The sequence below is a fragment of the Cupriavidus pinatubonensis genome, assembly GCF_019602855.1.
GTDB lineage: Bacteria > Pseudomonadota > Gammaproteobacteria > Burkholderiales > Burkholderiaceae > Cupriavidus > Cupriavidus pinatubonensis.
The window spans coordinates 3,186,141-3,198,823 of the sequence record NZ_CP080767.1 but is presented as its reverse complement, the minus strand read 5'-3'; the positions used below and the strand labels follow the sequence as shown (position 1 = coordinate 3,198,823).

13 protein-coding genes are annotated in these 12,683 nt (G+C 65.6%); 8 read left to right on the top strand and 5 right to left on the bottom strand.

Annotated features, from left to right (window positions below; all coding sequences use genetic code 11):
* Positions 1 to 41: 41 nt before the first annotated feature.
* The 6 genes from K2O51_RS27510 (at position 42) to K2O51_RS27485 (ending at position 5,438) form a co-directional block, all read left to right on the top strand.
* Entirely contained in the window at positions 42 to 548 is a 507-nt protein-coding gene (locus K2O51_RS27510) for an LPS-assembly lipoprotein LptE (protein ID WP_011298979.1), read from the top strand.
* 23 nt (positions 549 to 571) lie between these two features.
* A complete protein-coding gene (gene holA, locus K2O51_RS27505) occupies positions 572 to 1,630 on the top strand; it encodes a DNA polymerase III subunit delta (protein ID WP_220631025.1) in 1,059 nt (352 codons plus the stop codon).
* Positions 1,631 to 1,702: 72 nt separating this feature from the next.
* Entirely contained in the window at positions 1,703 to 2,983 is a 1,281-nt protein-coding gene (locus tag K2O51_RS27500) for a glutamate-5-semialdehyde dehydrogenase (RefSeq protein ID WP_011298977.1), read from the top strand.
* A gap of 66 nt (positions 2,984 to 3,049) precedes the next feature.
* Positions 3,050 to 3,472: a CopD family protein gene (locus K2O51_RS27495; RefSeq protein ID WP_011298976.1), complete on the top strand. Its 423-nt coding sequence runs from the start codon at positions 3,050 to 3,052 to the stop codon at positions 3,470 to 3,472.
* Between the two features lie 36 nt (positions 3,473 to 3,508).
* The gene (locus tag K2O51_RS27490) at positions 3,509 to 4,114 is read left to right on the top strand and encodes a 2-hydroxychromene-2-carboxylate isomerase (RefSeq protein WP_011298975.1); all 606 of its coding nucleotides are present in this window, start codon (positions 3,509 to 3,511) and stop codon (positions 4,112 to 4,114) included.
* 70 nt (positions 4,115 to 4,184) lie between these two features.
* Complete coding sequence (locus K2O51_RS27485) at positions 4,185 to 5,438, top strand: THUMP domain-containing class I SAM-dependent RNA methyltransferase (protein ID WP_011298974.1); 1,254 nt, start codon at positions 4,185 to 4,187, stop codon at positions 5,436 to 5,438.
* A 39-nt stretch (positions 5,439 to 5,477) separates the two neighbouring features.
* Here the strand turns inward: K2O51_RS27485 and K2O51_RS27480 are convergent, their stop codons facing one another.
* The 5 genes from K2O51_RS27480 to K2O51_RS27460 all read right to left on the bottom strand — a co-directional run bounded on the left by K2O51_RS27480 (position 5,478) and on the right by K2O51_RS27460 (position 10,809).
* Positions 5,478 to 6,524 (bottom strand): response regulator, encoded by a 1,047-nt coding sequence (locus K2O51_RS27480; protein ID WP_011298973.1) that lies wholly within the window; start codon positions 6,522 to 6,524, stop codon positions 5,478 to 5,480.
* A gap of 125 nt (positions 6,525 to 6,649) precedes the next feature.
* The gene (locus tag K2O51_RS27475) at positions 6,650 to 8,125 is read right to left on the bottom strand and encodes an NAD(P)(+) transhydrogenase (Re/Si-specific) subunit beta (RefSeq protein WP_011298972.1); all 1,476 of its coding nucleotides are present in this window, start codon (positions 8,123 to 8,125) and stop codon (positions 6,650 to 6,652) included.
* A complete protein-coding gene (locus K2O51_RS27470; RefSeq protein ID WP_011298971.1) occupies positions 8,125 to 8,445 on the bottom strand; it encodes a proton-translocating transhydrogenase family protein in 321 nt (106 codons plus the stop codon). The genes K2O51_RS27475 and K2O51_RS27470 overlap by 1 nt, the downstream gene beginning before the upstream one ends.
* 84 nt (positions 8,446 to 8,529) lie before the next feature.
* Entirely contained in the window at positions 8,530 to 9,597 is a 1,068-nt protein-coding gene (locus tag K2O51_RS27465; protein ID WP_140953136.1) for an HAD family hydrolase, read from the bottom strand.
* Positions 9,598 to 9,687: 90 nt separating this feature from the next.
* On the bottom strand, positions 9,688 to 10,809 hold the full coding sequence (locus K2O51_RS27460) for a Re/Si-specific NAD(P)(+) transhydrogenase subunit alpha (RefSeq protein WP_220631024.1): 1,122 nt from the start codon (positions 10,807 to 10,809) through the stop codon (positions 9,688 to 9,690).
* Between the two features lie 245 nt (positions 10,810 to 11,054).
* Here K2O51_RS27460 and K2O51_RS27455 point away from each other — a divergent pair, with 245 nt between their 5' ends.
* Together K2O51_RS27455 and mnmA are read left to right on the top strand one after the other, a co-directional pair.
* Positions 11,055 to 11,546, top strand: a complete 492-nt coding sequence (locus K2O51_RS27455) for an NUDIX hydrolase (RefSeq protein ID WP_181184546.1) — start codon at positions 11,055 to 11,057, stop codon at positions 11,544 to 11,546.
* A complete protein-coding gene (gene mnmA, locus K2O51_RS27450; protein WP_011298967.1) occupies positions 11,543 to 12,631 on the top strand; it encodes a tRNA 2-thiouridine(34) synthase MnmA in 1,089 nt (362 codons plus the stop codon). The genes K2O51_RS27455 and mnmA overlap by 4 nt, the downstream gene beginning before the upstream one ends.
* Positions 12,632 to 12,683 lie beyond the last annotated feature (52 nt).

Here is a 12,683-nt window from a genome sequence, read left to right as displayed (position 1 = left end):
CAGGGATCGGAACCGATAAGCGGATGAAGGAATCGCCGAGAATGGATCGACTGGACAAGGGCCGCCGCAAGCTGCTCGCCGCGATGCTGGCCACGGGCCTGCTGGCGGGCTGCGGCTTCCACATGCGCGGCAATGCTGACTTTGCGTTCAAGCGGCTCTATATCGGCATTCCGCCCAATACGCTGATGGGCGCCGACCTGCGCCGCGCGATCCGCGGCGGTTCGGACACCGTGGTCGTGGCCGACCAGAAAGAGGCCGACGCGCTGCTGGACGTGCTGCAGGACACGCGCACCAAGACCATCTTGTCGATCACAACCGAAGGCGTGGTGCGCGAATACCGCCTGACGCAGCGCTTCAGCTTCCGCCTGCGCGACGCCACGGGCAAGGAACTGATCGCGCCGTCGCAGCTGATCCTCACGCGCGACCTTACGTACAACGAAGCCAATACGCTGGCCAAGGACTACGAAGAGCAGCAGCTCTATCGCGACATGCAGCGCGATATCGTGCAGCAGCTCATGCGCCGGCTGGCCGCGGTCAAGGCCATCTGAGCGCATCGACGTCCCGCACCGGCATGCAGCTCAAGCTCGACGGACTCGACGCCCATTTGCGGCAGGCCAAGGCCAAGGGTCTCGCGCCGCTCTACGTCGTCCATGGCGACGAGCACTTGCTGGTGCTCGAAGCGGTGGACCGCCTGCGCCAGACCGCGCGCGAGGCCGGTTTCTCCGAGCGCGACGTGCTCGTGGTCGAACGCAATTTCCACTGGAGCCAGCTCGTCGAGGCGCAGCAGTCGATGTCGCTGTTCGGTGATCGCAAGATCGTCGAACTGCGCATTCCGTCCGGCAAGCCTGGCAAAGAGGGTGGCGAGGCGCTGCGCGCCGTGGCGGCTCAGCCGTCGCCCGACGTGGTGATGCTCGTCACGCTGCCGCGGCTGGATTTCGCCACGTCGAAGTCGGCGTGGTTCCAGGCGCTGGAAGGTGCGGGCGTATCGATCAAGGTCGACTCCGTGGACCGAACCCGGCTGCCGGCCTGGGTCGGCGAACGCCTGGCCCTGCAGCAGCAGCGCGTGGAAGGCGGCGAGCCCGGCCGGCGAGCGCTGCAGTTCATTGCCGACAAGGTTGAAGGCAACCTGCTGGCCGCCCACCAGGAAATTCAGAAGCTCGGCCTGTTGTACCCGACCGGCGAACTGACCTTCGACCAGGTGCACGATGCGGTGCTCAACGTGGCCCGCTACGACGTCTTCAAACTGTCTGAAGCGATGCTCGGCGGCGACGTGCCGCGGCTGGTGCGCATGCTCGAAGGGCTGCGAGGCGAGGGCGAAGCCACGGTCCTGGTGCTGTGGGCGCTGACCGAGGAAATTCGCGTATTATCCAAGGTCCGGCAAGGCATTGCGGCCGGCAAGCCCGCCGCCGTGCTGATGCGCGAACTGCGGGTCTGGGGCGCACGCGAACGGCTGGTGCCGCAGGCCGCGCAGCGGCTCACGCAGGGCAAACTCGATGCGGCGCTGGCAATGGCAGCGCGGCTGGACCGGCAAGTGAAGGGTTTGCAAGACCTGCCGCCACCGGGCAGCGCGCCGCTGCCGGCAGAGCCATGGGATGGCTTGCAGCAGCTGGCGCTGATGATTGCGCGCTGATCCTTGCACCGCGCTCCCGCTCGCGGGAACGAAGAAACATTCTCAGACGGCCGTCGTCTGTAGGCCACGAACATGACCGAGCTCGATCTCAACCAATACATGGACCGCGTCGGCCGCCAGGCACGCGCGGCATCGCGCGCGATGGCGCGCGCCTCCACTGCCGACAAGAACCGCGCGCTGCTGACCATTGCCGCGGCGATCCGCCGTGATGCCGACAAGCTCAAGGCCGTCAACGCGCGTGACGTCGAGCGTGCCCGCGCCAACGGCCAGGATGCGGCCTTCGTCGACCGCCTGACCCTGTCGGACAAGGCCATCAAGACCATGGCTGAAGGCCTTGAGCAGATCGCCGCGCTGGCCGATCCGATCGGCGAGATCTCGAACATGAAATTCCGCCCGACCGGCATCCAGGTCGGCCAGATGCGCGTGCCGCTCGGCGTGATCGGCATCATCTACGAATCGCGTCCGAACGTGACCATTGATGCAGCGGCGCTGTGTCTGAAGTCGGGCAATGCGACGATCCTGCGCGGCGGCTCGGAGGCCATCGAATCGAACACCGCGCTGGCCGCGCTCGTCGCTGAAGGCCTGGCGTCCGCCGGCCTGCCGCCCGAGGCCGTGCAAGTCGTCGAAACCACGGACCGCGCTGCGGTCGGCCGCCTGATCACGATGACCGAGTACGTCGACGTGATCGTGCCGCGTGGCGGCAAGAGCCTGATCGCGCGTCTGATGGAAGAAGCGCGCGTGCCGATGATCAAGCATCTGGACGGCATCTGCCACGTGTTCATCGACGCCGACGCGGACCTCGACAAGGCCGTGCGCGTCTGCGACAACGCCAAGACCCAGCGCTACGCGCCGTGCAACACCATGGAGACGCTCCTGGTGTCGCAGGACATCGCCGCGCGCGCGCTGCCGCCGCTGTGCCGCATCTACCAGGAAAAGGGCGTCGAGCTGCGTGTCTGCCCGGCTACGCGCGCCATGCTGGAAGCCGCGGGCTTCAGCGGGCTTGTCGATGCGCACGAAGAAGACTGGCGCCTGGAGTACCTGGCCCCGATCCTCGCCATCAAGACAGTGGCCGGACTTGACGAGGCCATCGCGCATATCAACGAATACGGCTCGCACCATACCGATTCGATCATCACCGAGAACTACTCGACCGGCATGCGCTTTATCCGCGAAGTCGATTCGGCGAGCGTGATGATCAACGCGTCGACGCGCTTTGCTGACGGCTTCGAGTACGGCCTTGGCGCGGAGATCGGCATTTCCAACGACAAGCTGCACGCACGCGGCCCGGTCGGACTGGAAGGGCTGACGTCGCTGAAGTATGTGGTGTTCGGCCACGGCGAGATCCGTACCTGAGAACGCGCCGGCGGGCGATCATGCCCGCCGCAAAGAACAACAACTGCTCCGCAAACGCTTCGCTGAATGCTCTGGGTCAAAGCGCTTCATATCGTCTTTGTCGTGTCCTGGTTTGCCGGCCTGTTCTACCTGCCGCGAATCTTCGTCAATCTGGCCATGGAGACCGAGCCCGCCAGCACGCAGCGCCTGCTGCTGATGGCGCGCAAGCTGTACCGCTTCATGACCATGCTGGCCGTGCCGGCGGTGGTGTTCGGGTTGTGGCTGTATCTCGGCTACGGCATCGGCCGCGGGCCGGGGCAGGGCTGGATGCATGCCAAGCTGGCACTGGTGCTGGTGCTGGTCGGCTATCACCATGGCTGCGGCCGGCTGCTCAAGAAGTTCGAGGCGGGCCGCAACACCCGCTCGCATACCTTCTACCGCTGGTTCAACGAACTGCCCGTACTTGTGCTGTTGGCAGTGGTGATCCTGGTGGTGGTCAAGCCGTTCTGAATCCCGGCCCGTCCGGATGTCCTCGATGAGAGCAAGATGAGCAAGCAGGTCGACTACTATCTCACGCCGCAGTCCCCCTTCGTGTACCTCGGCCATGAGCGCTTTGTCGCCATCGCGGCCAGGCACGGTGCCCAGGTGAACCTGAAGCCGTGCGATCTCGGCAAGGTGTTTTCCGTCTCGGGCGGTTTGCCGCTCGCGCAGCGTCCGCCGCAGCGGCAGGCCTACCGCCTGGTCGAGCTTGCGCGCTGGAGCGAATACCTCGGGCTGCCGCTGAATCTCCATCCAACTTATTTTCCGGTGTCCGGCGATGCGGCCAGCAAGCTGATCATCGCTGCCCAGCTTGCCCACGGCACCGCGCGGGCCATGCAGCTCACCGGCGCCATCGGCGCGGCGGTGTGGGCGCAGCAGCGCAATATCGCCGACGCCGCCACGCTGGCCCAGCTTGCGGATGAAACCGGCCTGGACGGCGCCAACCTGCTCAAGGCCAGCGAAGGGAAGGCCGTGCAGGATGCCTATGCGCAAAACACGCAGGATGCGATCTCCGCGGGCGTCTTTGGGGCCCCGTGGTTTATCTACGATGGCCAGCCCTTTTGGGGCCAGGACCGGCTGGACTTCCTCGACCGCGCACTGGCGGCAGGCTGAACCGTCGGCTAGGCTAATCTGATCTCCCGTCCGCCACGGCGGACGTTTTTGTTTGCAGGAACCCGAATCCATGACCCAAGCTTTCTTTGCTCCCTGCCCGCGCGGCCTCGAGGGTGCGCTCGCCGAAGAACTGCGCGAGATTGCCGCGCGGCCCGGCATGGCGGCGCTGGCCCCGTTCGAGGTGCATCGCGAGGTGCCGGGCGGTGTCAGTTTTTCGGGCGAGATGGCCGCTGCCTACGCCGTCAACCTCCATTCGCGCATTGCCAGCCGCGTGCTGATGCGCGTGGCGGCGCGCGGCTACCGGCATGAGGACGACATCTACTCGCTGGTGCGCAACCAGCGCTGGGAGCAGTGGTTCTCGCCCGACGAGTCGATTCGAGTGGACTTGACGGCCACCAAGTCGCCGCTGCGCAGCCTCAACTTCACGGCGCTGCGCATCAAGGATGGCGTCTGCGACGGCATGCGCGACCGCGTCGGCGCGCGGCCGAGCGTCGATACGGTCAGCCCGGATGTGCGCATCTATGCCCACCTGACCGAGCACGACTGCACGCTGTATCTCGACACGACCGGCGAGCCGCTGTTCAAGCGCGGATGGCGCATGGAGAAGGGCGAGGCGCCGCTGAAGGAGAATCTCGCGGCGGGTATCCTGCGCCTGGCCGGCTGGGTGCGCGGCCAGACCAACCTGCCGTTCTACGACCCGATGTGTGGCAGCGGCACGTTCCTGATCGAAGCCGCGCAGGTGGCGCTGGATATCGCGCCGGGCGGCAGCCGCAGCTTTGCCTTCGAATGGCTCAAGGGTGCGGACACCAAGTCCTGGCAGAAGCTGAAGTCGGACGCGCAGCGCGCGCGCATGCTGGCGTCGGCGGAGGGCCTGCAGATCGCAGGCTCGGACATTTCCACCGACATGCTGGCCATGGCCCACGCTAACTGGGCGCGCGCCGGCTTGCCCGGCGAAGCGCGTACCAAGCAGGTCGATGCGCGCTTTACGCAGCCGCCGTTCGCTGAACCGGGGCTGTTGATGATGAACCCGCCGTACGGCGAACGAATCGTGGTGCGCGGCGACCGTCGTCAGCCACAGGCCGAAATGCCGCGCGACGAGGCCGAAGAGGCCGCCGCCAACCAGTTCGCCAGCGCCTTTGCGACCACCCTCAAGCAGAACTTCGCCGGCTGGCAGGCGTGGGTCTTCACGGGGGATCTGTCTATGCCGAAGCGGCTGCGCCTGAAAGAGTCGCGTCGCACGCCGCTTTACAACGGCAATATCGAATGCCGCCTGTTCCGCTTCGATATGGTGCGGGGCGGCAACCGCGGGCCGCAGCCGGGCTGAGCGGTCCAATCGGCCCGGGCCGCCCGGGCGGCCGCGGCGTCAGGGGTGCTTGCGGCCGATCAGCGCGTCGGGATTGCGCGTGAAATCGGCCAGGAAGGCCTGCTGGCTGATTACCGGCTCCTGCAGCAGGTGGCGCGGCAGGTCGAACAGCGCATAGAAGTATTCCTCACGCCCCTCGCAGCGTTCGGCCGGCAGGCAATATTGCTCCCAGTCAACGCAGGCAGGCGTGTACATGCCGTTGCCAGGCCAGAAGAAGGGGAGCAGGCGACCTTCGCGCAGGCCTTCGATCAGCGTGGCGGGCGCATCGTAGGCCTCGGCCGACTCGACCTGGCTCATCAGCCCTGCGCGGGTCTCGATCACCATTAGCGTCGCATGGCCCTGCGCGGTCAGCATGAGGATGCCGACCGGATTCGGGTACAGGTAGTATTCGACGAAGCCGTAGCGCGCGGTGATCTGGCGCACACGCTCCGTCATGGCCGGATCCGACAGGAACGAATACGAATGCCGCGTCAGCAGCTCGCGCAGCGTGCGCGACAGCGTGGCGAAGTACTGCTGCTGCATCGCGTCGATTTCCTGGCCCAGGCGCTCGACCATATTGGCTTCGTGCTTCTTCACGTAGCGGTCGATCAGGCCATGGTTGAAGCCCTGCACGGCGATGCTCTCGTCGGCGGTGCCGGTCAGCAGGATGGTCTTGCACGGCAGGTCCTGCAGGGCCTGGCAGAACTCCAGTCCGTCCATCTGCGGCATCGAATAGTCCACCACGATCACGCCCGGCTGCAGGAAGCGGTTGATGTCGTGGATCTGGCGGTGGATGCGGTCGATGTCGAGCTGCACGGTGCGCCGCTCGGTCAGGAAGGTCAGGTCGTCGTGGGTGACCCGCACCGGCAGGAAGGCGGGGAAGCGCGTGGCGTAGGCTTCACGGATCCATTGCAGCGCTTCGCGCGGGTCGGTGAAGGTGACCACCGCGCGCGAGGCGTCCATCTGGAACGCCAGGCTGTCGATGAACGACTTGCTGTCATCGACCAGGACGGTCAGGATCGGGTGATGGAAAACCGACAGGTTCCTGTCGTGCGGGTTGAATGTCATGGTGCGTTCGGGCCATGCAGCAACGCTGGGAATTCAGCGCAGGCCAGTATAACGCGCTGCCGCCCCGAAGGGCGGCAGCGTGGCGCATCAGGCACGAATTCGCGATTCGACTGTAGCGCCCGTGGTTATTCCACGGCCTTGAACATGTCCTCGACCACCTTCTTGGCGTCGCCGAACACCATCATGGTCTTGTCCATGTAGAACAGCTCGTTGTCCAGGCCCGCGTAGCCGGCCGCCATCGATCGCTTGTTCACGATGATGGTCTTGGCCTTGTACGCCTCCAGGATCGGCATGCCGGCGATCGGCGACTTCGGATCGGTCTTGGCCGACGGGTTGACCACGTCGTTGGCGCCGAGCACCAGCACCACGTCGGCCTGGCCGAACTCGCTGTTGATGTCTTCCATCTCGAAGACCATGTCGTACGGCACTTCGGCTTCGGCCAGCAGCACGTTCATGTGGCCCGGCATGCGGCCCGCTACCGGGTGGATCGCGTACTTCACCGTCACGCCCTTCTCGGTCAGCTTCTCGGTCAGCTCCTTGAGCGCATGCTGGGCCCGTGCCACCGCCAGGCCATAGCCCGGCACGATGATCACGGTCTCGGCATTGCCCATCAGGAAGGCCGCATCGTCAGCGGAGCCCGACTTCACGTTGCGCTGGGCCTGTGCCCCGGCCGCGCCGGCCGCCGCCGCCTCGCCGCCGAATCCGCCCAGGATCACGTTGAAGAACGAGCGGTTCATCGCCTTGCACATGATGTACGAGAGGATGGCACCGGACGAACCCACCAGCGAACCGGCAATGATCAGCATCGGGTTGTTCAGCGAGAAGCCGATGCCTGCCGCCGCCCAGCCCGAGTACGAGTTCAGCATCGACACCACCACCGGCATGTCGGCGCCGCCGATCGGGATGATGATCAGCACGCCGAGCACGAAGGCAATGGCCAGCATGACGAGGAACGGCAGCCACTCCTGCGTCATGAAGAACGCGATGCCGAAGCCGACCATGGCGACGGCGAGCGCCAGGTTCAGCATGTGCTGGCCCGCGAACACCACCGGCGCACCCTGGAACAGGCGGAACTTGTAGCGCCCGGCCAGCTTGCCGAAGGCGATCACCGAACCGGAGAAGGTGATGGCACCGACGAAGCAGCCGATGAACAGTTCGATGCGGTTGCCCAGCGGGATCTCATGCGAGCCCGCCGGCGCTATGCCGAAGGCCGAAGGCTCGGCCACCGCGGCCACCGCGATGAACACCGCCGCGAGACCGATCAGCGAGTGCATCGCCGCGACCAGTTCGGGCATCTTGGTCATCTCGACCTTCTTCGCCACATAGGCGCCAATGCCGCCGCCCACGACCAGCGCGCCGAAGATCAGCGCCAGGCCCGAACCCACCGAGGACTGCGCCGTGCCGGCCGCGAGGAACTCGTTCTTGAGCTTGATGATCAGCACCAGCGTAGTGACCACGGCAATGGCCATGCCGATCATGCCGAAGGCATTGCCCTTGCGGGCCGAAGCCGGGTGCGAAAGCCCCTTGAGCGCCTGGATGAAACAGACCGAGGCGATCAGGTAGAGCAGGGTGACAAGGTTCATGCTGACGAGTTCGGTCATCACGCACCCTCCTTGGCGGCCTTGGCCTTCGGCTCTTTCTTCTTGAACATCTCCAGCATCCGCTGGGTCACCAGGAAGCCGCCGAACACGTTGACGGCAGCCAGGGCCACCGCCAGTGTGCCCATGATGCGGCCCGTGGCGCCCTCGGTGAGGCCGGCGGCCAGCATGGCGCCGACGATGATGATGGCCGAGATCGCATTCGTCACGGCCATCAGCGGGGTGTGCAGCGCGGGCGTTACCGTCCAGACCACGTGGTAACCCACGTAGATCGCCAGCACAAAGATGATCAGGTTGATCACCGTGTGGTTCACCATCTCCATCGACTTCTCCTCCCTTGCATTGAATCCTGGATGCCGCTTGTGTTCTTTGTCTGGAATGCGAACGACCGGGATGGCGTCGCTGCGCTACGGCGCCTGTGCCAGCGCCGGTGCCTGCAATGCCGCCGCCGCGCCGGGGGTCGGAAACACCCGGCTCCAGTCGCGCTTCATGCTGACCACCGTCCAGCCGCGCTCGGATGCCGCGCGCAGCGACGCGCCGTCGCTTTCCGCATACGCCGATTCGCGTTCGGCATCGTCATGGTTGACCAGCAGCTGGAACGACGGTCCCTTGCGTGCCTGCGAGTACGACAGCATCGCGATATCGCCCTTGCCGCCGACATTGCCCGCCGCGAACACTGGCCGCTTGCCGATCTGCAGCGCAATGTTGACCGGCTTCATCTGCTTGTCGTTGAAGCTTTCGATCTTCGGTTCGCGCCAGATCTCGTTGTCGCGGCCGCTTTCACGGAACTGCGCGGCGACCCGTGAGCCGATGACCTGTTGCGGGGGGATGCCATAGTAGGACTGAGAGACGACGCGCATGAAGTCCGTCGTGCCGCCTGAGCAGATCCAGGTCTGGTAGCCGTGCGCGCGCAGCAGCGCCAGCAGTTCCAGCATCGGCTGGTAAGTGCCTTCGCGCAGCGGCGCCTTGGATTTCGGGTGGCGCGCGTTGGCGAAGTAGCGCCGCGCGTCGTCCTGGAAGGCATCGAGAGAGGTGTTGCCGTAGAGCTCGTTGAGCAGGCGCACGGCGCCCGCTTCCCCGGTGGATTTGAAATAGGCCGCGGGGTCGGCCAGAAATTCCTTGTAGGGCGATCGTCCGGCCAATGCCGGCTCGGCCCGCACACGCTCCTGCGCGCGGTTGATCACGAACAGCAGTTCGATCACCGGATCTTCGCGCCACAGGGTGCCGTCGTTGTCGAACACGGCGATGCGGTCTTCGGGCGCCACGAATTCGGGGCTGCCCGGCGTGGTGGTCTTGCTGACGAAATTCAGGACGGACTGCTTGGCAGCGCCGTCGCGCCAGGCGGGCAGGGGATCAAGCAGCTTTGGGCCGCTGGTGGCCGCAGCGCTTGCCATATCGGCGTTGCCGCCGCCAGATGTACTGCAGGCCGCGCACAGCGCCAGCAATCCAATGCCGGCCGCCTGGGCGAACCGCATGCCAAGGCGGGCACCCCATGGTGCCGCCTTCGCTGCGGAATCCCGACACAGGCTGGCCGTCATGCGCTTAGACCCGGGTGCCGGGAAGACTCACGCCGCCTTTCGCACGACTTCGCCGCCGTTGCACATCAGGCAGGCAGCGACGATGTCGTCTTCCAGGTTGAGCGTGAAGTTGCCGTCCTTGTCGATGACCAGCTTGAGGAAGTCCAGCACGTTGCGCGCGTACAGCGCCGAGGCGTCTGCCGCGACCATGCTGGCCAGGTTCGTATGGCCCACGAAGATCACGCCATGGCGCTCGACCACTTCGTCGGCCACGGTCAGCGGGCAGTTGCCGCCTTGCGCGGCGGCAAGGTCGACCACCACCGAGCCCGGCTTCATCTGCTGCACGGTTTCTTCCTGCAGCAGCACGGGTGCCTTGCGGCCCGGGATCAGTGCGGTGGTGATGATGATATCGGCCTGCTTGGCGCGCTCGTGGACCAGTTCGGCCTGGCGGCGCATCCAGTCAGGCGGCATCGGGCGCGCATAGCCGCCCACGCCCTGCGCAATCTCGCGCTCTTCGTCGGTGACGAACGGCACGTCGAGGAACTTGCCGCCGAGCGATTCGATCTGCTCCTTCACCGCCGGGCGCACGTCTGACGCTTCGATTACCGCACCGAGGCGCTTGGCCGTGGCGATCGCCTGCAGGCCCGCCACACCGGCGCCGAGGATCAGCACGCGCGCGGCCTTGACGGTGCCCGCGGCGGTCATCAGCATCGGCATGAAGCGCTGATAGTGGTGCGCGGCGACCAGCACGGCCTTGTAGCCGGCGATGTTTGCCTGCGAGGACAGCACGTCCATGCTCTGCGCACGCGTGGTGCGCGGCGCGGCTTCCAGCGCGAAGGCCGTGACCGATGCAGCGGCCATGCGCGCGTTGTTCTCTGCATCGAACGGGTTGAGCATGCCCACCAGTGCCGAGCCGGGCCTCATCAGCGCCAGCTCCGCGGCTTCCGGGGCGCGCACTTTCAGCACCAGGTCGGCGCCGAATGCGTCGGCCGCGGTGCCAAGGGTCGCGCCAACGGCCTCATAGGCGCTGTCAGGCTGGCTGGCCCGTACACCGGCGCCCGCCTGCACCACGACCTTATGGCCTTGTGCGACGTACTTCTTGACGGTCTCCGGGGTGGCGGCGACGCGAGTCTCGCCGGCCCGCGTCTCCTGCGGGATGCCGATGTACATCGTCAATTTCTCCTTTTGCTGGCGTCATATCTGGTTGGCGAGCCGACGTCTGGCCCGTTGTTCGCTACGACTGTCAACAGCCGCAGCGCACAATTTTTCACGCAGCTTACAGGAATCTGACGTTTGTTGGTGACCGATTGGTCGGGTTTTGGCGTGGCGCCACGTGACCGCCTCGCCGCCTGTCGCCGCGCTGCACAATGCCCCCGCAACCGGTAAAATGCCGGATTGCCTAAAAAATGTGCACCATGCCCACTGACTGGAATGCCAGCGTGACGGTTGCCGCGGTCATCGAACGCGGCGGCAGGTTCCTGCTGGTGGAAGAAGAAACCCGCGACGGCCTGCGGCTGAACCAGCCAGCGGGCCATCTCGACCCGGGCGAAAGCCTGATCCGCGCCGTTATCCGCGAAACGCTGGAAGAAACCGCGCACACGTTTGAACCCCGCGCGCTGCTCGGCTGCTACATGGGCCGTGCGTTGTCGTCGCGCACCGATACGGACGTCACCTATGTGCGCTTCGCGTTCACGGGCGACCTCGGTTCGCTCGACGCGGGCCGCCAGCTCGACACCGGCATCGTGCGCACGGTGTGGATGAGCGCCGACGAAATTCGCGCCTGTCCGGAACGCCACCGCACGCCGCTGGTGCTTGCCTGCGTGGAAGACTATCTTGCCGGCAAGCGCTTTGCGCTTGACGCGCTCTACACGCACCCCTCCGTACTCGCTACCGGAGCGGCATCGTGAGCGGCAAGCGTGTCGTAGTGGGCATGTCGGGCGGCGTCGATTCGTCGGTCACCGCATGGCTGCTCAAGCAGCAGGGCTACGAAGTCATCGGCCTGTTCATGAAGAACTGGGAAGACGATGACGACAGCGAGTACTGCTCCACGCGCCAGGACTGGCTCGACGTGGTATCGGTGGCCGACCTGATCGGCGTGGATGTCGAAGCGGTGAACTTCGCGGCCGAGTACAAGGACCGCGTGTTCGCCGATTTCCTGCGCGAATATTCCGCGGGCCGCACGCCGAACCCCGACGTGCTATGCAATGCCGAGATCAAGTTCAAGGCCTTCCTCGACCACGCCATGTCGCTGGGCGCAGAGACCATCGCCACGGGCCACTATGCTCGCGTGCGGCAGAACGCGGCTGGTCGCTTCGAGTTGCTCAAGGCGCTCGACCATACCAAGGATCAAAGCTACTTCCTGCATCGGCTGAACCAGGCACAGCTGTCGCGCACGCTGTTCCCGCTCGGCGAGATTCCGAAGACCCGCGTGCGCGAGATCGCCGCGGAAATCGGCTTGCCGAACGCGAAGAAAAAGGACTCGACCGGCATCTGCTTTATCGGCGAGCGGCCGTTCCGCGATTTCCTGAATCGCTACCTGCCGACCAAGCCGGGACCGATGAAGACGCCGGACGGCAAGGTGGTTGGCGAGCATATCGGGCTGGCGTTCTACACGCTTGGTCAGCGCAAAGGTATCGGCCTTGGCGGCAGCCGCGAGGGCTCTGGCGATGCCTGGTACGTGGCGCGCAAGGACATGGCGAGCAATACGCTCTATGTCGTGCAGGGGCACGACCATCCGTGGCTCCTCACGCCCACGCTGGTCGCCGCCGATCTTTCCTGGGTGGCGGGCGAGCCACCTTTGGCCGGCGCATCGATGGCAGCCAAGACGCGCTATCGCCAGAGCGATGCGCCATGCGTGGTCGATGCGGCCGATGGCGATATGCTGAAGCTTGCGTTTGCCGAAGCGCAATGGGCGGTCACGCCGGGCCAGTCGGCAGTGCTGTACGACGGCGATGTCTGCCTCGGCGGCGGCATCATTCAGTCAGCGCAGTAAGCCGATTGTGCCGTCAGAAGGCAGAAACGCCCGCATTTGCGGGCGTTTCTGC